This window comes from Thermostichus sp. MS-CIW-26, assembly GCF_054059115.1.
This window is the reverse complement of the sequence record NZ_JBSSBV010000003.1, coordinates 54677-75013: the sequence shown is the minus strand read 5'-3', so window position 1 is coordinate 75013 and position 20337 is coordinate 54677. Positions and strand designations below refer to the sequence as shown.

Below are 20337 nucleotides of genomic sequence, written 5' to 3'. Positions count from 1 at the left end.
GCAATAGGAACTTGGGGAGTGGCAATGGTGCAGGTCGAGGTGTTGGCAGAACAGACACAAAGCTGTGCCCGGCGGCTGGGGATCCCTCAGTTTGATCTCTACGGGGCTCAAGTGGATGAAACCAGCGTGCAGGTAGATCATGGGGAACCTCGCCAGGTCAAGGCTTCCCACCGCTGCAGCGTGACGGTGCGGGCCTGGAACGACCAGGGTCAGGTGGGGGTGACCTCCACCACCGATGTGGATGAGGCGGGGCTAGAACTGGCCCTGCAAACGGCCTTTGAAGCCAGCCATTTTGGCGTGCGGGAACATGCCCCTCAATTCAGCCCAGAAGCCACTCTGCCCATTGCTCAGCCTTGTAACGACAAAGGGCCGTTGGCTTTGGCTGGCGACTTGTTGGAACAGTTGGTGGCTGCCGAAAAGGCACTCCTGGGATCCCATCCCGCCATTCAGGGGGTGCCCTATAACGGCTTAGCGCAGCGGCAAATCAACCGCTTCTACCTCAACAGCCACCAAGCCCTGCGACAAGAGGAGCATACCCTTGCTTCGGTTTTTCTCTACAGCAAGGCAGAGCAAGAAGGACGCAAACCCCGCAGCGCCGGAGCCATGCGAGTGGCTCGCAGCCTGGATGAGTTGGATATCCAGGGTTGTGTGCAGGAAGCTGCTGAGAAACTGATTAGCCATCTGGAGTACGAGCGGATCCCTTCTGGAAAATACACAGTGGTCTTTTCCGGAGAAGCCTTTTTGAGTTTGTTGGGCGCCTTCTCCAATGTGTTCAATGCCCAAAACATTTTGGACAACCAAAGCCTGTCCACCCCAGAATCCCTGGGCAAGACCATTGCCTCACCTCTTCTGTCGGTGTGTGACGATGCCCTACACCCGACCAATGTGGGAGCGATCAGCTTTGATGGCGAAGGCACCCCCACCCGCCGTGTCCCTCTCATCACCAATGGGGTCTTGACCCACTTTTTGCACAGCGCCGGTACGGCTAAGCGCCTAGGAGCCCAGCCCACAGGCCACGCCAATATCGGTGCTAAGGTCACGGTTGCTGCCCACTACTACCATGTATTTGCCGGGGCACCGCCGGAGAGCACCTATGACTTGGCTACGGCTGAAAATGTAGTTTGGATCGATGAGCTGCAAGCGCTTCATGCCGGCGTTAAGCCTCTCCAGGGATCCTTCTCCCTGCCGTTTCAGGGGTGGTGGGTACGCCAAGGAGAACGCATCAGCATCGAAGCGGCCACGGTGGCCGGAGACTTCCTGGAGCTGTTGAAGTCGATTTTCTACGTCGAGCCCGAGCCGCAAGTCACACCCGGTGGGCTGTGTCCCCGCATTTGGGTTGCCGATCTCTCCATTACCGGGCAATAACCTCACTTCAAGCTCATGCAACTGACCCGCATCGACCTCAACAGTTGGCTCATCCACACCCGGGAGCAAACCTTCCTATTGGATCCGTGGCTGGTGGATCCCCTGGTGTTTCTGGGGATCCCCTGGTTCATCCGCCTGGAGCACCGCCAGCCGCTCCCTTTTACGCCGGAGACCTTGCCCAAAATCGACGGGATCCTCCTCAGCCAAGCCCAGCCGGATCACTGCCACCCACCAACGTTGCAGCGCCTGGATAAGCGGATCCCCGTTTTGGCCTCGCCGGCTGCAGCTAGAGTCGTGAAGAGTCTAGGATTTGCAACGGTTCAGGCTCTGGATCCCTGGCAGTCCGCTCAGTGGGGGGATCTGCGGGTCACAGCCATTCCCGGTGCGCCCCTAGGGCCTGTCCGTGAGCTGGGCTATCTGCTGGAAGAGGTGCCCTCTCAGACACGGCTTTACTACGAGCCTCATCTTTCCCAACCGGATATCCGGCTGCGATTGCAGCAGGAATTGTGCCCCATTCATACTCTGCTGATCCCGGTGGTGGGGCAGATCTTTCCCCTCTTGGGAGAGGTGATCATGGGGCCAGAGCGGGCCCTGGAGGTGGTGGCAGCCCTACGCCCCCAGCAGGTGATCCCAACCGCGATGGGAGAGGTGGACTACCACGGGTGGTTTGCCGCCCAGATCCGCCCCTTGGGCAGCCTGCAGGAGTTTCGAGAAAAGCTGGCAGCCTTGAATGCCGCCACGTCCCAATCCATCCAGTTGTGTTGCCCCGCCCCTGGGGAAACGGTGTCTCTTTCTGTCGTGGCCAAGACATGAGCCTTCCTTCCCAAGCCCCGCCTAGCGCCGATCTGGTGGCCATCTTGCGGGCAGATTACGCTCGCTTTCCCCGGGATCAGACCTATGCGATCTACGACCCGCAGGTTTACTTCCGGGATCCCCTCAACGAGTTTCGCGGCTTGGATCGCTATCGCCGCATGATCGAGGGGATAGGGCGTTGGATAGAGGATATCCGTCTCGAGCTGCAGGATATTCGGCAAACCGGCAACCAGATCCGCACCGAGTGGATCCTAAGCGGTTCTTTGGCTTTGCCTTGGCGTCCCCGCCTGTGCATCCCTGGCTGGACAGAAATACAGATCAACGAGTCGGGGTTAATCGGATCCCATGTTGATTACTGGCGGTGCTCTCGCCGGCAAGTGTTGCTGCAAATGTTTCGGCCTGGGGATCCCAAAGGATCCCGTTAATAGCTTCCATCCTTTGCTAGGATCACAAAGCTGACTTTTTAGCCCTCCTGGAAAGTCGCCCCTATTCTCAATCTGGAGAGATGGCCGAGTGGTCGAAGGCGCAGCACTGGAAATGCTGTGTGGGGCAACTCACCGTGGGTTCGAATCCCACTCTCTCCGCTGGAACTTGTTTGTGAGAGCAACTCACCGTGGGTAAGGCCATCCGGCCCGCTGGCGCGACCGAATCCCACTCTCTCCGTAATCCGATAACGTCCACTGAAGTCCAGAAAGCTCTTACCCAGCAAGGCTTCTGGGCTTTTTAGTGTCCACGATAGACCGGGGAAACCCACTGTAATCCAGGCTAAAGTGGGACACAATAGGGGATATAACAGACGGGGTGGGACATGGCCCTGTCAGAGATGGCCATTCGGAATGCCAAACTCAAGGACAAGCCGTACCAGTTGCCGAATAGAGAAGCAAGGCCATCCTGCCTGCCGAAGTTTTTGCCGAACCAGCTGACTATAGACTAACGGCCAACCGTAGGACGATGCCGACAAGAGCTACGGTGGCAGCTCCAATCAAGGCAAAAGCCAGGTTAACCACTTGGGCGCTAGCCTTTTGATAGGTGTCAATTCGTTCTAGGATCACCCGGTTTTCTATCCCCTGCTCGGCCCAACGTCTCTCCTGCTCAGCCCAACGTCTTTCCTGCTCGGCCCAGCGCTTTGCTTGATCGGCTGCCAGGGCTTCTAGCCGCTCGTTGGTTCTGGAGACATCCTGCCGGAGTCCTTCCACATCCTGTCGGATCTCTTCCACATCTTGCCGGATCTCTTCAATAACACTCAACACATCCCTGAGGGTGGGTTCACCGGCGGGCATCATAGAGCTGCAACCTCACTGAACAGCAAACGGTCTGAGCTCGCTAGATCAACTCGCTCACCGGGAAGCGATCCAGCATTTTTTGGGCTTGACGGGCATTTTCCCGTAACTCCGCCGGCAGATGGGGAACATAAGGGATCTGAGAAAGCAAATCCAGCGTGCGGCGGATCAGGCGCACCAGGTCTCCGGCATCTAGGTTGGTGCTGGCTTCCAGGGTCTCCCAAGGGATCCCTTGCGCCCAATGTTCGACGATCCCAGCCAAGCTGGGCTCAAACCCAATCGGCACATGAAACACCTGGTGTTGCCGTTGGCTGCGGAACAGTTGCCGCCGTAAACCCCGTAACCCGTGCAGCACATCTTCCACCAGTCCTGAGGTGCGCAACCGGCTGTAGGTACCTGAACGGGGAGCCTCTGAGACCAAGGCAGCCACAACTCCGGCCAAATGATGGGGAGCACAGCCCTGACACTCACCCGAGAGCAGAGCCAGCGCCAGCCAGAGCTCGTTATCCCCCCGCAGCGCGGCCACCACCTCTCCGCTATCGGTAGGTTGATACTCTTGCAGACAGTTGAAATCCTGCAACACCCCCACCAAGGCCATAAATTGCTGCCAGCGCAACTCCTGCACGGAATCGCTTTGCCGCTCCAGGTGCTCGAGGCGCTTGAGCAAGCGCTGGCGTTTTTCTCGCAAACCCAGCAATTTTTTCCCCACTTGGTGAGCGGGATTCTCTCGGATTTGAGCTTCTAGGGCACGGATTTTTTCCTCTTGGGCATGAATGTGGGGAAAGGCCAACAGCCGCAAGGTGGGATCCGGCTCAGCTTCCCGTTGTTTGAGCAAGTAGCGCAAAATGCGCCGTTCTTCCCGCCGTTGCGCCTGCATCTTCTCATAGCGGGCGATATCTTCGTCGGCAATGCCTCCCAAGAGACGGTCGATCTCCTCCAGCTCGGCGCGCGTGTGCAGGATCTCCTGTTGTTCGGGCAACTTTTGCAACGAGAGCAAATATTGTCCAAAGCTGCGGTTGATCAGATCCCGTGCTGCTTCCAAAGAGTGCTTTTGCAGCAGGTTCAGCACCATGCCATAGGTGGGGGTAAACTGGCTCACCAAGGGATCCGCTCCAGAGGTGGCCAGCCGCGCAGCTTCTTGGGCCCCCTCAAACGGGGATTGCACCGTCACCACATGGCCGATGATATCCTTGCCCCGCCGTCCGGCTCGGCCCGACATTTGCATGAACTCGGAAGCGGTCAAGAGGCGGTGGCCGTTGTCGGTGCGCTTAGAAAGGGAGGAGATGACAGTTGTGCGGGCGGGCATGTTGATCCCGGCGGCCAAAGTCTCAGTGGCGAAGACCAGCTTCACTAGCCCCTGCTGAAACAGATGCTCCACCAGTCCCTTCCAGGCAGGCAACATGCCGGCATGGTGAGCGGCAATACCCCGGTAAAGGGCATCCAACTGATCTCGGCGGACAGCTTCGGGCGTTTCTCGACAAAAGCGGTCGATCTGGTCGGCCAACTGCTGCCGTTCTTCCTCGCTGGCTACCAAGTCCAGATCCCTTACGCTGGCCACGGCCATATCACAGCCTTTGCGACTGAAGATGAAATAGATGGCCGGCAGCATGTCCCGCTGGCGCAAGTTCTCCACCACCTGCACCATATCCGGCACTCCCCCATAGGGAGACTGACCTGACTTGGGGAGTTTGCTTTTCAGGCGGCGATTGCAAACCCACTGGCCGGACTCGGTTTGCTCCAGCAGGGGGAACAGCCCTTTGCGATTGGCAAAGTGAAATTGCAGCGGCACCGGGCGGTGGTTGGAGTCGATCAGATGGGTGGGGCCATGCACCTGGTTCATCCAATCGGTGAGCTGGTCGCTGTTGGCCAGGGTGGCAGAAAGGGCAATGAGCTGGATCGTGGGGGGGCAGTAGATGATTGCTTCTTCCCAGACGGTGCCCCGCTGCTGGTCGTTCATGTAATGGCATTCGTCCAGGATCACCGCCTGCACCTCTCGCAAGGGATCCCGACTCAAGGCCTCCGCCTCCTCCCAAGGTTCCATCCCATCGCCGGAGGCTCCTCTCTGAACGGCCAGAGAGAGCGGCGTGCCATAGAGCATGTTGCGGAAGATCTCGGTGGTCATCACCAAGATCGGCGCCTCCCGGTTGATGGAGATGTCGCCGGTGAGCAGGCCAACCTGTTCTGGGCCGAATTGCTGGCCAAAATCCCGGAACTTTTGGTTGGAGAGGGCCTTCAGGGGCGTTGTATAGAAAACCCGCTTGCCCTGGGATAGGGCCCGATAGATGGCATACTCTCCGATCAGGGTCTTGCCGGATCCCGTGGGAGCACAGACCACCACCGATTCCCCAGCAGCCAGAACCTGAATGGCTCGGATCTGAAAGTCGTCCAGCTCGAAGGGGAAAAGCTGCCGCAACTCGTCCAGCAAATCGGTTGCCGGGGAGAGAAGCGCACTCATGGGATCCAAATCAACATTGGGAAACCTGGAAACCCGCCCAATTCACTGCTTCCTGTGGGTTGTACCTTCTAGGATACAAGCTTTCTTGGGGCGTCGACTGCTCCCCTGCAAAAAGCGCCAGTTACTCTGCTTCTTTGGATCAAGAACAGCAGCTCAAGCAAGTGCTAAAATGGGGTGCCGTTGCCGGATGCTATCGTGCTGGTCGTCATCGACAACTACGACAGCTTTACCTACAACTTGGTGCAGTACCTGGGGGAGTTGGGAGCTCAGCTTCAGGTTTTTCGCAATGACCAGCTCTCCGTTGACGACCTGCGCCGAATGCAGCCGCAAGCTGTAGTTATCTCTCCTGGGCCAGGGCGGCCGGAAGATGCCGGGATCTCCCTGGAGTTGATTCGGGAGCTGGGGCCAGAGCTGCCGATTTTGGGGGTTTGTCTGGGGCACCAGTGCATTGGCCAGGTCTATGGTGGTCAGATCGTGCGCGCACCTGAGCTGATGCATGGCAAAACCTCGCTCATTTACCATCGAGGGGTGGGGGTGTTTGAGGGGTTGAGCCAGCCTTTCACGGCCACCCGCTACCACAGCTTGGTGATCGAGCCTTCTACGTGTCCTGACGAGCTGGAGGTGACGGCTCAAACAGGCGATGGGATCATCATGGGGGTACGCCACCGCCGCTATCCCCACGTTCAGGGCGTGCAGTTCCACCCGGAGAGCATCTTGACTGCAGAGGGCAAGCGCTTGTTGAGCAACTTCCTGCGCAGCGCCAAAGCCTCAACTGCTGCTCAGCCCAATGTTTCGCAGAAACCTCAGGAAACCGTTGCCGTTGTTACATCAGGGATCCCCACTCCATGAAGCGTCGCCAGCTTCTGCAAGCCAGCGCTGGGCTGCTGGGATCGATGGCCGTGAACCTGGCCAGAGGGCGCAAAGCGGGCGCTCAGACAGCGCCGGCACAAGGTTCGGAAACGCCAACAACCCCAGGGTCTATAGAGTTCACTCCCGGCTCCAGCTCGCAGGGGCTGCAACTGACTTGGCTGCACCACAGTTGTGTTTTGTTCGAGGGGGAGGGCCGACGGTTTCTGGTCAACCCGTTTCGGCCGGCGGGCTGTACGGCTGGCTATCCTGCCCCACGAGTTGCTGCCGATCTGGTGTTGCTCAGCAGCCGCTTGTTGGATGAGGGTGCTTTGGATGTGGTGCCCGGCAACCCCAAGGTGCTGTTTCAGCCGGGAGACTATCTGATTGACGGGATCCGGGTGCAAGGAGTACGCATGCCCCGTGGCCCTCGCTTTGGCGTAAACGTGGGTTGGCGCTGGCGCATGGCTGGGATCGACATTGTCCATTTGGGAGGGGCGCTGCAGCCAATTACGCGGGAGCAGTCCATCCTGCTTGCTCGTCCCGACCTGTTGCTGGTGCCAGTGGGGGGTGGGCCGAAAAATTACGATCCTGCTGGGGCCAAGGCGGCCATTGAAGCGCTGCAGCCCAAGCTGGTCATCCCCACCATGTATCGCACGGCCGCCGCTGAGGAATCCCAATGCGAGCTGCTGCCGCTGCAGGAGTTTTTGCGTCTCTTCCCCGCTGCTGCCCCGCAACCTGCCCTCAGCAACCCGTTGCTGCTCTCGGCCCAGGCTCTGCCCAGGCAGGGGCTCGCCATCCTTTTCTTTGAGGAATAGGGCTATGCGAGGTCAGGTCCTAAAAATCGCTGTCGGACTGGGATCCCTGCTAGTGGGGGGTCTGGGATTCTATGGATACTCCCTACCAGAAGATCCACAAGCCTTGGCCCAAGCCAACCCGCTGCGGCTGCAACTGGCTCTCTGGCTGGGGAAAGACGCCAACGCTGTCGATGAGCGGGGCAAGACAGCCCTGTTTTTCGTGGAGAGCGGCCTCAACGCCCGTCTTTTGCTGGCAGCGGGGGCGGATCCCAATCGACCGGACTATGGGGGAGCCAGCCCACTGCACCAAGCGGCTCGCCTGGGCAACCCTGAGGTTACGAAAGCCCTGCTCCAGGGAGGGGCCGAGGTGAATGCTCGTTTTGGCGCCGGTGGCCTTCCCCTGCATTTTGCCGCTTGGTCCGGCAACCCCGAGGTCGTTCGGCTGCTGCTGGAACATGGCTCCGAGATCGACGAGCCGGACGGCTACGGCCTCACGCCCCTGCGCATCGCCCAGGATCTGCGCCGCTGGGAAGCTGCGATCCTTTTGTCCCGCTGGCCCCGCTCCGCCTCAACCGACGGGCATACAGATTGATTCCCCTTCTCTACCACCCCACCACCCAGGCGAAGATCAAAGGCGCCACGATGGTGGCATCCGACTCGATGACAAATTTGGGGGTGTCGATCCCCAATTTGCCCCAGGTGATCTTCTCATTGGGCACTGCCCCCGAGTAGGAACCGTAGCTGGTGGTGGAGTCGCTGATCTGGCAGAAATAGCCCCACAGGGGTACGCCCTGGCGACCCAGATCTTGATGGAGCATGGGCACCACACAAATGGGGAAATCCCCAGCAATGCCGCCGCCAATTTGAAAGAAGCCGATGGAGCACTCCGCCGAGGTGTGCGTGTACCAGTCCGCCAGGTGGATCATGTACTCGATCCCTGTGCGGACGGTATGCACATTGCGGATCTCACCCGTGATGCAGTGGGCGGCATACATGTTGCCGGTGGTGGAGTCTTCCCATCCCGGCACATAGATGGGCAAGTTGGCCTCCATAGCCGCGTAAACCCAAGAGTCCCGCGGATTGATCTGGTAGTAGGGCTCCAGCCGGCCACTGCGCAGAATCCGGTAGAGAAACTCATGGGGAAAATAGCGCTCGCCCGCCTGATCGGCGCCGATCCACTCTTCCAAAAGGGCTTTTTCCAAGCGCCGCATCGCCTCCTCTTCGGGAATGCAGGTATCGGTTACCCGGTTCAGGTGCCGCTCCAGCAGCTCCTGCTCCTGCTGCGGGCTAAGATCGCGGTAGTGGGGCACGCGCTCGTAGAAGTCGTGGGCGATGAGGTTGAAGATGTCCTCTTCTAGGTTGGCGCCGGTGCAGGAGATGGCGTGCACTTTGTTCTGCCGGATCATTTCCGCTAGGGAAAGGCCCAGCTCCGCTGTGCTCATGGCGCCGGCCAGGGTCACCATCATTTTGCCGCCCTTTTCCAGGTGAGCACAGTAGCCCTTGGCCGCATCCACCAGCGCGGCGGCGTTGAAGTGGCGAAAGTGATGCTCGATAAATTGGCTGACAGGGCTGTTGGTCACGATTTTTCCGGTCCCTCTGACCTGGTGAAGCACGGTTTTCTAGTCTATCAACTTTAGGGGCGCTGACAAGCTTTGCTTGGGGATACCTTTATCGGTATTGGCAACCATTCCCCTGCAGGTCGGCTGGAGCAGGTTGCGTTGCGAAGCCGGGATCCCATACCGGTTCTCACCCGGCCTTGGCTGAGACAAAGGGATCGCCTGCCCATGTCAGAATGGTGGCGAATCACCGCCCTATATCCGTTCACGCTATCTGTTCACGTTGGGTTCATGCCTCCTGTCAGCACTGTCGAGCCAGCCGAGCCCATTGCCGAAGTCCAATCTCCTGAGCTGGCTTCTTCTCCTGCCGAGCCATTGCCTGGCGCTGTGGACATGTCAGTGCCAACAACGACCGGGATCTCTATGGGATCCCTGCGGCGCTGGTGGGCGCGATGGAAGCAAAAACTGCGGTTGGAAACTCAGTTGCTCTTTGTGGCAACGCTGGTGGTCTCATTGGTGGTGAGCAGTTTTACCTTCTGGGCCGTCAGCACTGTGCAGCAGGATGCCCGCTTCAACGAGGCCCGCTTTGGCCGGGATCTGGGGTTGCTTTTGGCGGCCAATGTCGCCCCCCTGATTGCGGAAGATCGCATTGGCGAAGTCGCCCAACTGTCCCGCCAGTACTTTGAGAGCACCAGCAGCATCCGCTATTTGCTCTACGCCGATCCCGAAGGAAACATCTACTACGGGATCCCGTTTTCCAACCAAGAGGTGAAAACCTCCCTCAGCCTCACCCGTCGCATGCAACTGCCGGACAATCGCCCCCCTGCTGAGGGCCAACCGCTGGTGCGCACCCACCTTACCCCTGCCGGGCGGGTGACGGATATTTTTGTCGGCATCTATCATCAGGGCCGCTTTTTGGGCACCCTCGGCCTGGGGATCAATCCCAATCCTGCCCTGGTGCGCTCCACACAATTGGCGCGGGAGGTCTCGATCGGGGTGTTTTTGGCGGTGTGGGTCTTGGCCATCCTGGGAGCGGTGGTCAATGCCCTCACCATCACCTATCCCATCAAAGAGCTGGTCAAAGGTGTCCAGGAGATCACCAAAGGTAACTTCAAGCAGCGCATCGACCTGCCCTTCGGGGGAGAGCTGGCCCAGCTCATCGACAGCTTTAACGAGATGGCGGAGCGGCTGCAAAGCTACGAAGAACAGAACATCGAGGAACTGGCTGCCGCCAAAGCCAAGTTGGAGACCTTGGTCTTCTCCATCGTCGATGCTGCCATTTTGCTGGATGCCGAGTTGCGGGTGCTGCTGCTCAACCCTGCCGCCTCCCGCATGTTTGGCTGGGAAGGGGATCCCGTTTTGGGCAAACCCTTGCCGGAGCTGTTGCCGGAGGATCTGCGGCAGCAACTGGCCCGCCCCCTGATGCAAATTGCCCGCGGGGATCAAGAAGCAGAGGAAGTTCGCGTCAACCTCACCGGCCCTACCAAGCGCGTCATTCGCATCCTGCTTTCTCCGGTGTCGGATCCGCGTCGGCAAAATCTCAAGGGGATCGTGATGACGGTGCAGGACATCACCCGCGAGGCAGAGCTCAACGAAGCCAAGGCCCAATTCATCAGCAACATCAGCCACGAGCTGCGCACCCCCCTCTTCAGCATCAAGTCTTTTATCGAGACCCTCTACGAGTACGGCGAGCAGATGTCCCCCGCCGAGCGGCAGGATTATCTGGAAATTGCCAACCGCGAAACCGACCGCCTCACCCGCCTGGTCAACGATGTTTTGGATTTGTCTCGTCTGGAATCGGGCAAGCAGTACCACTTTGAGGGCGTCGATATCTCGGCGGTGATCGAGCAAACGCTGCGCACCCATCACCTGCAGGCCCGCGACAAAGGGATCCAGTTGCGCAAATTCGTTGATCCCGATCTGCCTTTGGTGTGGGGCAACTACGATCTGCTGCTGCAGGTGATGACCAATCTCCTGGGCAATGCCCTCAAGTTCACCCCCTCAGGGGGCCTGGTGACGGTACATGCCCACCTGGTGGTTCAGGCGGATGGATCCCCGCAGGCAGTGCGGGTGGCGGTGGCCGATACAGGCATTGGCATTGCCCCAGAAGATCAGGAGCGGATTTTCGACCGCTTTTTCCGTGTCGAGAACCGGGTCCACACCCTAGAGGGCACCGGCCTGGGGTTGGCCATCGTGCGCAACATCCTGGAGAAACATCGAACCCGCATCTGCCTGGAGAGCAAGCTAGAACAGGGATCCACCTTCTGGTTCGACCTGCACCTGTACACTGAAGAGGGACCGCTGGAGTTCGAGGTTCAGCCAGCCGAGACGGATCCCCCCAGTTGCGCTTGGCGGGAGCATGCCTCTAACCCCCAAAACCCTGAACTTTGCTGAATTTACTGAGCTTTAGGCGGTTTGGCAAAAGTCATTGAGAGGGATATAGTAGACCAAGTTTCCCCCTGATCCTTGAGTCCACCGCAACGGTTGCCGGGAAGTGAAGGGGGAAAGCGCTCGGGGGGTATTCCTCAGGGCTTTGCGGGATACCGCCTTCCTGTTTGGACTCCGTCCCGCTGACGCGAACAGAGATAGGCAGGATGCGATCGCTTCTTTCCTGAACCATGTTCAGGAGAGTTCAGCGTGAATGTATCAGCACTCCCATCAACGCTGAGGATATGAAGGGCATACCGGCCATTTTTTGGGGGTTGGGCCTCAGTTTCGCATTTTTGTGCCACACTGGTGACCTCTACCACCACACAGGGGGGCTGGGCAACCCGCTGTTGGCCACCGGCGAAAACGTCACTTCTCTGCTGCTGGCGGTGGTGGCGGTGCTGGCCCCTTGGCTGGCAGTGCTGCTGATGGGTTTGCTGGTGTACTGGCTGGGCAAACGGGCGTTGAAACTGGGGTTCCGCAGCAGAAATGCCGCTCCCAAGTCTCAGGGATCCCCGCCGACGGCTGTTCTACACTGGAGAAGGTTTTAACTGGATGGTTTTGCCATGCCGCCTCGCTGGCCCCGGAAGCCCTCCCGTCGGGATCCCGAATTTCGCAAGCTGGATGATCGCTATACCTATGCCGCCCACCTGTCTGTTTTCCTCTGTAGCGGGTCTGGGCTGGTGTTTTTTCAGCAACTGTACCGCGCGGATTGGCCGTGGCTGGTGCCCCTGTTGGGCTGGTGGGCTTTGGGGCTAGGGATCCACAGCTTCTGGATCTTTTTTGTGGCCCGCTACCCTGTCGATGCTGGCTTGATAGAGTTCACTCCCAACGGCGATGCGCACGAGAATCCAACAGCCGCCGAGACGGATCCCTCCAGAGCCAGCTAGGACTTAGAGAGGGGATGATCCCCTTGCTCCTGTTCTCAGCCAGGGGAGGTAGAAGCTCCACCTGGTCGCCGCTGCCGCTGCAGCAGCAGGGGGGAGAGGTCGCTCTCGTCGTAAATATCGCCCACCAGCTCCTCCAAAATGTCCTCCAGCGTGATGAGGCCGGTGGTGCCGCCAAACTCATCCACCACAATCCCCAGGTGTTGGCGAGAGCGCAGCATTTCCTTGAGCAACAAGCTGACCCGCTTGGTGTCCGGCACAAAAAAAGGCGGTGCCATCGCCTGGGTCACTTCGGCATTGCCTTTTTGATCGAGATAGCGCAAGGCTTGCTTGAGGTGGATAATGCCGACGATCTCGTCCTTGGATTCTCCCTGCACGGGGATGCGCGAGTAGCCCGTTTCCAAACAGAGCTTCACCACATCCTGCAGTGTTTTGTCGTGGGAGATGGTCTCCATTTTAACTCTGGGCTTGGCCACGTCCCGCGCCTGCAGCAAGTCCAAAGCCAAGGCCCCACGGAACAGCCGCCGTTTTTGCCAATCCAGCAGCCCCCGCTGCCCCAACACATCGATCAGCAGCTCCAAATCCTTGAGAGAAGCGGTGGCCGTCAGGGGGGAGAATTCCAATAGATTGAAGAGCCTGCTGACAACCCACTCAAAAGCGTCGCTAAAAGGGCGCAGCAGCACCGATAGGACATGAACAGGCCGCACCACCCAGCGGAACACCCCTAGCGGATGGCTCACCGCCAAGGACTTTGGGGCTACTTCTCCAAAGAGGAGCACCACAATTGTGGTGGGCACGGTGGCGGCCAAAGCTCCAATCTGGGTTCCCAACAGTTCAATAGAGAGGGTTGTGGCCAGAGCAGCAATGCCGATGTTGACAAAGTTGTTCACCAGCAACAGGGTGGTGATCAGCCGCGAGCGCTGTTGTTGGGCCAGTCGATACAAGCCCTGTGGATCCCCTTGTTCTTCGATCAGAGATTCCAGGCGCAGGTTGTCCATGGCCGTGATGGCGGTTTCGGCCCCAGAGCAAGCTCCTGAGAGGAGCAGCAAAAAGGCCAAGAGGAAGACATTAACCATAGCGCTCCGTTACGGGATATGGGTGGCGTCGAAGGACTAAACCCAAGCTGCTCAAGCCAGTCAGCTCCTCGAAGATCTTATTCATCCCGTTGATTTGTTCTTGATTGAGTTAAGGCTACTGATCGAAATGGGCGGAGCCGGATCGCTCCAAAAGTTGCCGGTACAACATGACAATCTTGTCTTGCACCTCGGATTGGCTCAGGTGATCTGTGTCGATCAAGATGGCATCGGGGGCAGGCCGCAAAGGAGAAATCAGCCGTTCGCTGTCGCGGCGATCCCGCTGCTCGATTTGCGCTTTCAATTCTTCGAGAGGCACCATTTGCCCTTGGGCTTGGAGTTGGTGTTGCCGACGCTGCGCCCGCTCCCCGACAGAAGCAGTCAAAAAGACCTTCAACTCTGCATCAGGAAAGACGTGGGTGCCGATATCCCGCCCCTCCAAGACAGCACCGCCATCCCGGCCAATGCTGCGTTGCCGCTTCACCAGCTCCTGGCGTACTCCCGGCACTGCCGCCACGTGAGAGACCCAGCGGGTCACTTCCGGAGAGCGAATGGCCTGGGTAATTTCTTCGCCATCGGCCCAGATGCGGGTCGGCTCTGTCGAAGAGGTGCCACTTTGCAGGGTGAGCTGGGTTTGGGCGGCCAGTTGGGTGAGTTGCTCGGCATCGTCCAAAGGGATCCCCCGTTGCAGTGCCAGCCAGGTGATGGCTCGATACATGGCCCCCGTGTCCAAGTACAAAAGCTGCAGCTGGGCGGCTACTGCCCGCGCCACGGTGGATTTTCCGGCTCCAGCCGGGCCGTCGATGGCAATCAGCGGGCGACGTGGGGGAGAGGTCGTGCCGGAAGAGGGCGGTGCCGCATGCTGGGCTCTCTCCGGCGAGGGATCCCCTTGCTCCGGGGAAAGGAGCAGGTTGTCGATCAGGCGAGTCTGCCCCACATAGGCAGCAATGGCCAGCAGGCCCTTGTCTTCCACCCGCGGCAGCGGCTGTAGCGTTTGGGGATCCACCAATTCCAGGTACTGCAGTTGCAGCTCTGGGGTATGCTCCAGCTCAGCACGGGCGGCGGCAAGGATCCCTTCTGCTGAGGGATCCCCGGCCCGCCAATGGTCATATCCTCGACGCAAGGCCCGGTATAGCCCGGCGGCCACCTGTCGTTCAGCAGCAGAAAGGTAGCGGTTGCGGGAGCTACAGGCGAGGCCATCGGCTTCTCGCACCGTGGGGCAGGGAACAATCGTGGTGGGTATTTGCAGATCCCGAACCAAACGCTGAATGATCGCCAGTTGCTGGGCGTCTTTTTGGCCGAAGTAGGCCCGCTGCGGCTGCACCAGGTTCAGCAGTTGCAGCACAATGGTGGCTACACCGCGAAAGTGGCCAGGTCGGTGGGGGGCGCAGAGGGTCTGCAGAAGGGATTCGGGGGGCATGACCCAGGTGCGGTCGCTTCCGGTTGCGGGGTCAGCTCCCATCTCTTGCGGGTCAGGGGCAAAGACCACATCCACACCTGCTGCCTCGCACAAGGCCCGATCCCCCTCCTCGTCGCGGGGATAGCGATCCCAGTCTTCGTTGGGGCCAAATTGCAGCGGATTGACGAAAATGCTGACCACCGTGTGGTCACACTCTTGCCGGCAGCGGCGGATTAGGCTGAGATGGCCCTCATGCAGGGATCCCATCGTGGGCACCAAGCCGATGGTGGATCCCCGCCAATCGGCTACCTGCTCCCGCAAAGCAGCGACTGTGCGCAGCCAGTGCATTGCCATGCCACCTCAATCTCTCTCTCCCCTATGGGTTTTCTCCAACCCCCCCAAAGGCTGCTCCTACAGGCCGATCTTGTTGCTGCGTTGATACTGCCTGTAGGCTGCCACGAACAAGCCTGCCAAGGTGACCACCACCATGCCCAAGACGATCCCCAACAAAATCGGCTCGATCACAACACAGACCTCCCAGTTCAAACCTAGATCATGATAAGCCAAGCCCAAACCCATCCTCACCCTTTCCTGTCAAGGGAATTGAGCGGGCATCCTCGAATACAATGCAGGGGATCCGCGAAGCCGTTGAGATGGCATACCCATAGCCCATGAGGTCAATTGTCTTGTCCGGGGATGGCGGAGACTTGAAGGGGCGCCTGTCCGAACTGGAAGAGCAACTGCGCCCTTTGGCAGACAAGGCCGTTCCCCTGCTGGTGGCGGACTCGCATCCAGTGCAGGTGTGGGCGGCAGTTTTGACCTGCCAACGCTTGGGGATCCCGCTGTTCCTGGGTAATCCCCACTGGGGAGAACGGGAATGGGGACAGGCTTTGGCGGATATGGGATCCGGCTGGTGCTGGCGCCAGGGACGGCTGGAAGGGGATCCCGCCCCCTTGAATCCGCGCCTGCGGGATTTGCGGGAAGCTGTGCCCAGCTCCCATTGGCCGTTGATCGGCATCCCCACGGGTGGCTCCGGCGGCCAAGTGAAATGGGCCCTGCACTCTTGGCTGACCCTCAGTGCCTCGGCCAAAGCCCACCAACAGCACTTTGCCGTCGGGCCTGTACACAGCTATTGCCTTCTGCCCTTGTACCACGTCAGCGGCTTGATGCAGGCAGTCCGCTCCTGGCTGAGCGGTGGGCAGTGGGTTGTCTGGGATTGGAAACGGCAACAGCAGGCCGAGTCTTGGGATCCCCCTTTGCCGGGGAGCTTTCTATCGCTGGTGCCCACTCAGTTGCAACGGCTGTTGCTCAGCGCCCATCCGGGAGTTTTGGAGAGCCTGCGCCAATTTCGGGCCATTTTGGTCGGCGGTGGCCCCACCTGGCCCAGCTTGCGGCAACAGGCCCGGCAACTTCACCTTCCCCTTGCCCTCACCTACGGTATGACCGAGACCGCCTCCCAGGTGTGTACGTTACTGCCAGAAGCCTTTTGGCAAGGGAGCGACAGTCTGGGTCGGCCTCTGCCCCACGCCACGCTCCAGATCCGCAGCGAAAAAGGGGATCCCCTGCCCAGCCATGCTGTGGGCTACATTCACATTCAGGCAGAGTCGCTGGCACTGGGCTACTACCCGCACCTAAGTGCTACGCACCGCTTACGCGAAGGGCAACAGCAAGGCTTTACCCCCGGCGATTTGGGCTATCTAGACCGACAGGGATCCCTCTATTGGTTAGGTCGAGCCGATGACCTAATCCTAACCGGCGGGGAAAAGGTGATGGCTGCAGAAGTGGAAGGGGAGATCCGAGCCAGCGGCTGGGTGGAAGATGTGTGCGTGTTGGGCCTACCGGATGCCGAATGGGGGCAGCAGGTGGTGGCGGTGGTCGTCCCCAAAACAGGGATCCCGGCAATCCCCAAAGAGCTGGAAATGCACCTGAAGCAACACCTAAGCCGCCAACTGAGTCCCTTCAAGCACCCCAAGCACTGGCTGTGGTGTACGGGGATCCCGCGCAACCCTCAGGGCAAAGTCAACCGCCAACAACTCCGGCAGTGGGCAGCTCAGACGTTGGGGATCCCAACGCAGGCAAGTTAGCGGGATCCCTCCCGAATGCCCAGACGGGCTAAATCTCGCTTGATTTCAAAGGCCAATTCTCGGTTGTGCGGCTCCGTGGCCAAAGCTTTTCTCAAGTAGGCTTCCGCCTGCTGATAGCGCCCCTCGTAGATCAAATGGTTGCCGAAGCGCTGGTAGGCCAACGCCAAGATGTGGATAGCCTCGCTGGAGTTGGGAAACCGTTTCAGCAGCGCCTCTGCCTGGGCCACCGCCGTGGGCAACTTCCGCTCCCGCCAGGCTGCCTTGACGCGGGCAATCCCCTCCTTGAGCCCTTCCGGATTGGGCTGCTCTGCCGATGAGGGGCCTATGCTGCGAATGACCACCCGCCTTTCGCCGGCAGCAGGAGAGCTGGGTGGAGATTGACGTTGTGCAGATTGACGTTGTGCATCGTAGCGCCGCCGCTGCTCAGGGTCGCTCAGCACTTGGTAGGCTTGGTGGATTTGTTGGAAACGCTCTCGGGATCCCTCCCCTGCCACATCAGGGTGAAACTGCCGCGCCAACCGTCGAAACGCCTGTTTGATCTCTTCAATGTCCGCTGCAGGAGATAGGTTCAGGATCGCGTAGTAATCCATAAACGGTGGCGAAGTCAAGGGAGCGGGAAAAGACTTGACCGAAAACCAGCTCTAGTCTACCCCTGTAGCCCCGGCTTGACTAAGGGATCCCACCAAGCGCTTGGTTCTCCCGCTTCCCTCAGCAGCAGGGATCCAGTGTTAGACTTTGCCCAAGTTGTTTGGAGCCTCCATTCCGGCCTATCGAGGATCTCTTCCTGTTGCCCAACTTCATTGCAACTTGGCTTTTTTATTTCTATCTGTTATGAGTGAAGCGCTTCATCAAGCTCTTGCCAATCGAGATCTAAAACAATTATTGGCCCATTTGCAGCGGGGGGAAGATGTAAATGCTGTCGATGCTCAGGGAATGACTTTGCTTCATAAAGCGACACGCCTTGGCGATTTGGAACTGTTGGATTTGCTCTTGGCCCATGGCGCTTCTCCCAATGCCTTGGATCCCACAGGTGCCACCCCTCTCCATTTGGCTGCTGACGTCGGCCAGGTCAAGCTGGTGGAGCGTCTTTTGAGGGCAGGCAGCGATATCGATCTCCCAGATAACCGTGGCTATACCCCTCTCCAGCGGGCTGCTTTAACCGATCAGGTAGAAGTAATCGGTCTGCTCATCCAAAAGGGAGCCAACACTGGTCGTGTTCTCCACTGGGCCACAGCCACCGGTCGAAAAAGCATTCTGGCCCGCCTCTTATCCAAGGGAGCGCCGGTGGATGCCACTGACGAAACAGGCCGAACCCCTCTGCATGAAGCCGCCACCCGAGGGGATTTGGGCATCGCTCGCTTTTTGCTCTTGTATGGGGCCAATGTGAATGCACGCAACCGATTCGGGGCGACACCGATGCACTGGGCTGCTTGGGAAGGACACATCGAAATCCTGGAGCTTTTGCTGGAAAATGGAGCCGAACTAAACCCTCGCAATGAAGATGGGCATACCCCCTTAGCCTATGCACAAAAACGCCAACACAGGCTGGCTGTCCAATGGTTACAAGATCGAGGAGCAACTCTTTAGCTTAGTATCAAGTTTGGCATAGAGAGTAAAACAAAAGTTAATGAAAATGCTGCTATTTCAAGTCATAGGGTATTTGGTCTTCCTCCCTTCTCATGAGATGGGGTTTGAGAGTGAGGGTAACCCCTACAGAAAAAAGGAGAGAGGCTGTTAGGCTTTCCTCCCTCCAGTCTCTTCGTCGCGGTTAGCGTTAACGCCAGCTAGATTCTAACTGATTCTTCCACCTGATTCAACTTTTTTCTAGAGTTTCTCTTGAGCCCAACATAAATTTTTGAACGACAAAACAAGACATAGGACAGACAGTTTGTCCCAAAAGGTTGGTCTTTTTCCTTAGCTTCTGACAAGTTTGCAAAGGAAACTAGAGCAGCAATCTTTGTATTCGGTCTTGTCTTCCGGTTCCCGAAGCCAGATTGCCCCCTTCCAAAGCCATAACCCTCAGCCGCTGTTGCTCCTTTACACTGCCACCTCCACAGATTGACATGAGCAAGCAAAAAATCTCTCTATCAACTGATTCTGACTCTCATTAGCACAGAACCTTGCTTAGCCTTGGAGAGGAGAAAAAGGGATCCCTGCTGACGCAGATGGCCAGCTCTGCCAGCACAGGATCCCTGCCGCATCCAAGACAAGAGAGGAAGACTGATGGATATGACTCCACCACTCAACTGAGTAACAGCATAGCTTTATTGAGATTGAATCGCAATACCTAGCCAACGTAAGAGGAAATGTTCTTGACAAAACTGCTTCAAGTAGTCGTTTCAAGTTAGGGTGAGACGCTTGGGCTACTGAGGAGAGCCTTCTGATTCCCTGTATTCAAGGCTTTAGGTATGGGTGCAGTGTCCCAGTTTGAATCGAAATGGCCACAAGCAGAGTACCTGGGCTAAAGGGTAATTGGCCAAGATTTGCAGTTTCAGCCCTCTTGAGAGGATAGGTCGCGGAGTTGTGGGCACAGCACAGGTTCAAGGGGGGGTGAGGGGCTGATAGCAGTCGTGGTTCTTATTCAACTGCTCGCGCAGCGGGCCGGAGGCCTTAGCAGGAAGCAACCGGTCGTTTGTTTCACCTTGACGGTGAGATAAATGACTACGCGTTGCGGAACAGTAGGTAACCTCACTGCCATTCAAATGCCGTGGCGGGCGAAAAATCAAACCTTGGCCCAATGGATCCCTAGCCACGATAGCTGAGTCGCCTGGCAGGAGATCGAACCTGACGGCGTTTTCTGCGCCAGCGTTTCCAGCGGGAGACCATCCAGTCGCTTAGGCTGTGGTTCACCGATCCCAGTTCCAACCCCATCCCAATCCAAAAGAGCATCTCGGCGTGAACTTGCAGCAATTGCCAGAGATCGCTGCCCCACACCCAGGGTTGCCACATCCACCAGCCCAACCGGGATCCCAGCCAAGCCCCCAGCAGGCCAGCTCCTCCTGCCCATAGGCTCAAGTACAGTACCCGCACGGCGGTGCCCACGATGGGCCCATGAGACCAAAAGGAGCGATGCCGCATCCACTTGCGGTAGGGCAGCCAAATCCAGCGCAAGAACAGCCAGCGTTGATACTGTCGGGAACAGGTGTCCAGATCTCCAGAAAACATCAGGCCGCTGAACAGATAGGCGGATCCCACAGCCAGGGCAACTGTGGTGCTGTTCCCCAACACACCGGCGGCTAGGGTGATGCCGGGGGCCGTCCAGAGGGTAATGCGATCGTGGGTGGATCCCAGCGGCATAAAGCCAGAGCAACAGTACACGACTGCGGCTCAGTCTACCCGCAAGCAAAGGAGAAAG

At 58.5% G+C, this 20337-nt stretch carries 19 protein-coding genes and 1 tRNA gene; 12 read left to right on the top strand and 8 right to left on the bottom strand.

Translation table 11 applies throughout. The features are described from left to right. The first annotated feature begins 24 nt into the window (after positions 1–24). The 4 genes from ACVWZU_RS02060 to ACVWZU_RS02045 all read left to right on the top strand — a co-directional run bounded on the left by ACVWZU_RS02060 (position 25) and on the right by ACVWZU_RS02045 (position 2762). Positions 25–1365 carry a TldD/PmbA family protein gene (locus tag ACVWZU_RS02060; RefSeq protein ID WP_457443168.1) on the top strand — a complete coding sequence of 447 codons (1341 nt, stop codon included), beginning with the start codon at positions 25–27 and terminating at the stop codon, positions 1363–1365. 15 nt (positions 1366–1380) lie between these two features. Next, entirely contained in the window at positions 1381–2178 is a 798-nt protein-coding gene (locus tag ACVWZU_RS02055; RefSeq protein WP_414417397.1) for an MBL fold metallo-hydrolase, read from the top strand. Further along, complete coding sequence (locus ACVWZU_RS02050) at positions 2175–2603, top strand: DUF2358 domain-containing protein (protein WP_457443081.1); 429 nt, start codon at positions 2175–2177, stop codon at positions 2601–2603. Before ACVWZU_RS02055 ends, ACVWZU_RS02050 begins: the two co-directional genes overlap by 4 nt. Before the next feature lie 74 nt (positions 2604–2677). Beyond that, positions 2678–2762: transfer RNA gene (locus ACVWZU_RS02045), tRNA-Ser, on the top strand. 339 nt (positions 2763–3101) lie between these two features. On the opposite strand, the gene ACVWZU_RS02040 is transcribed toward ACVWZU_RS02045, so the two are convergent. Next, positions 3102–3461, bottom strand: coding sequence for a hypothetical protein (locus ACVWZU_RS02040; RefSeq protein WP_414331067.1), 360 nt, complete (start codon positions 3459–3461; stop codon positions 3102–3104). 40 nt (positions 3462–3501) lie between these two features. Next, on the bottom strand, positions 3502–5913 hold the full coding sequence (locus ACVWZU_RS02035; RefSeq protein ID WP_457443079.1) for a DEAD/DEAH box helicase: 2412 nt from the start codon (positions 5911–5913) through the stop codon (positions 3502–3504). 195 nt (positions 5914–6108) lie between these two features. Here ACVWZU_RS02035 and ACVWZU_RS02030 point away from each other — a divergent pair, with 195 nt between their 5' ends. From ACVWZU_RS02030 to ACVWZU_RS02020, 3 genes are read left to right on the top strand one after another with little or no spacing between them, the layout of a single operon-like run. Further along, on the top strand, positions 6109–6762 hold the full coding sequence (locus tag ACVWZU_RS02030) for an anthranilate synthase component II (protein WP_011433980.1): 654 nt from the start codon (positions 6109–6111) through the stop codon (positions 6760–6762). Continuing rightward, positions 6759–7577 (top strand): MBL fold metallo-hydrolase, encoded by an 819-nt coding sequence (locus ACVWZU_RS02025; protein WP_414331279.1) that lies wholly within the window; start codon positions 6759–6761, stop codon positions 7575–7577. Before ACVWZU_RS02030 ends, ACVWZU_RS02025 begins: the two co-directional genes overlap by 4 nt. Positions 7578–7581: 4 nt before the next feature. Continuing rightward, the gene (locus ACVWZU_RS02020; protein WP_414416676.1) at positions 7582–8148 is read left to right on the top strand and encodes an ankyrin repeat domain-containing protein; all 567 of its coding nucleotides are present in this window, start codon (positions 7582–7584) and stop codon (positions 8146–8148) included. 10 nt (positions 8149–8158) lie between these two features. Here ACVWZU_RS02020 and ACVWZU_RS02015 read toward each other — a convergent pair whose 3' ends face one another. Further along, positions 8159–9136: a deoxyhypusine synthase family protein gene (locus ACVWZU_RS02015; protein ID WP_457384197.1), complete on the bottom strand. Its 978-nt coding sequence runs from the start codon at positions 9134–9136 to the stop codon at positions 8159–8161. 267 nt (positions 9137–9403) lie between these two features. On the opposite strand from ACVWZU_RS02015, the gene ACVWZU_RS02010 reads away from it, so the two are divergent. The 3 genes from ACVWZU_RS02010 (at position 9404) to ACVWZU_RS02000 (ending at position 12429) form a co-directional block, all read left to right on the top strand. Next, positions 9404–11506: a HAMP domain-containing sensor histidine kinase gene (locus tag ACVWZU_RS02010; RefSeq protein WP_457384196.1), complete on the top strand. Its 2103-nt coding sequence runs from the start codon at positions 9404–9406 to the stop codon at positions 11504–11506. Between the two features lie 224 nt (positions 11507–11730). Continuing rightward, entirely contained in the window at positions 11731–12090 is a 360-nt protein-coding gene (locus ACVWZU_RS02005) for a DUF4126 family protein (protein WP_457443076.1), read from the top strand. 15 nt (positions 12091–12105) lie between these two features. Continuing rightward, positions 12106–12429: a hypothetical protein gene (locus ACVWZU_RS02000; protein WP_414424685.1), complete on the top strand. Its 324-nt coding sequence runs from the start codon at positions 12106–12108 to the stop codon at positions 12427–12429. A gap of 35 nt (positions 12430–12464) precedes the next feature. Here ACVWZU_RS02000 and ACVWZU_RS01995 read toward each other — a convergent pair whose 3' ends face one another. The 3 genes from ACVWZU_RS01995 to petG form a co-directional block, all read right to left on the bottom strand. Continuing rightward, on the bottom strand, positions 12465–13502 hold the full coding sequence (locus tag ACVWZU_RS01995) for a hemolysin family protein (protein ID WP_414424684.1): 1038 nt from the start codon (positions 13500–13502) through the stop codon (positions 12465–12467). Positions 13503–13617: 115 nt separating this feature from the next. Then, positions 13618–15246: a bifunctional pantoate--beta-alanine ligase/(d)CMP kinase gene (locus tag ACVWZU_RS01990; RefSeq protein WP_457443167.1), complete on the bottom strand. Its 1629-nt coding sequence runs from the start codon at positions 15244–15246 to the stop codon at positions 13618–13620. A 63-nt stretch (positions 15247–15309) separates the two neighbouring features. Beyond that, on the bottom strand, positions 15310–15423 hold the full coding sequence (petG, locus tag ACVWZU_RS01985) for a cytochrome b6-f complex subunit V (protein ID WP_011433989.1): 114 nt from the start codon (positions 15421–15423) through the stop codon (positions 15310–15312). A 146-nt stretch (positions 15424–15569) separates the two neighbouring features. On the opposite strand from petG, the gene ACVWZU_RS01980 reads away from it, so the two are divergent. Next, positions 15570–16982: a 2-succinylbenzoate--CoA ligase gene (locus ACVWZU_RS01980; RefSeq protein WP_457443074.1), complete on the top strand. Its 1413-nt coding sequence runs from the start codon at positions 15570–15572 to the stop codon at positions 16980–16982. On the opposite strand, the gene ACVWZU_RS01975 is transcribed toward ACVWZU_RS01980, so the two are convergent. Next, positions 16979–17572: a J domain-containing protein gene (locus ACVWZU_RS01975; protein WP_011433991.1), complete on the bottom strand. Its 594-nt coding sequence runs from the start codon at positions 17570–17572 to the stop codon at positions 16979–16981. The genes ACVWZU_RS01980 and ACVWZU_RS01975 overlap by 4 nt on opposite strands. A gap of 241 nt (positions 17573–17813) precedes the next feature. Here ACVWZU_RS01975 and ACVWZU_RS01970 point away from each other — a divergent pair, with 241 nt between their 5' ends. After that, the gene (locus ACVWZU_RS01970; protein WP_457443072.1) at positions 17814–18569 is read left to right on the top strand and encodes an ankyrin repeat domain-containing protein; all 756 of its coding nucleotides are present in this window, start codon (positions 17814–17816) and stop codon (positions 18567–18569) included. A 1158-nt stretch (positions 18570–19727) separates the two neighbouring features. Here ACVWZU_RS01970 and ACVWZU_RS01965 read toward each other — a convergent pair. Then, positions 19728–20300, bottom strand: a complete 573-nt coding sequence (locus tag ACVWZU_RS01965) for a metal-binding protein (RefSeq protein WP_414341609.1) — start codon at positions 20298–20300, stop codon at positions 19728–19730. Between the last annotated feature and the right edge of the window lie 37 nt (positions 20301–20337).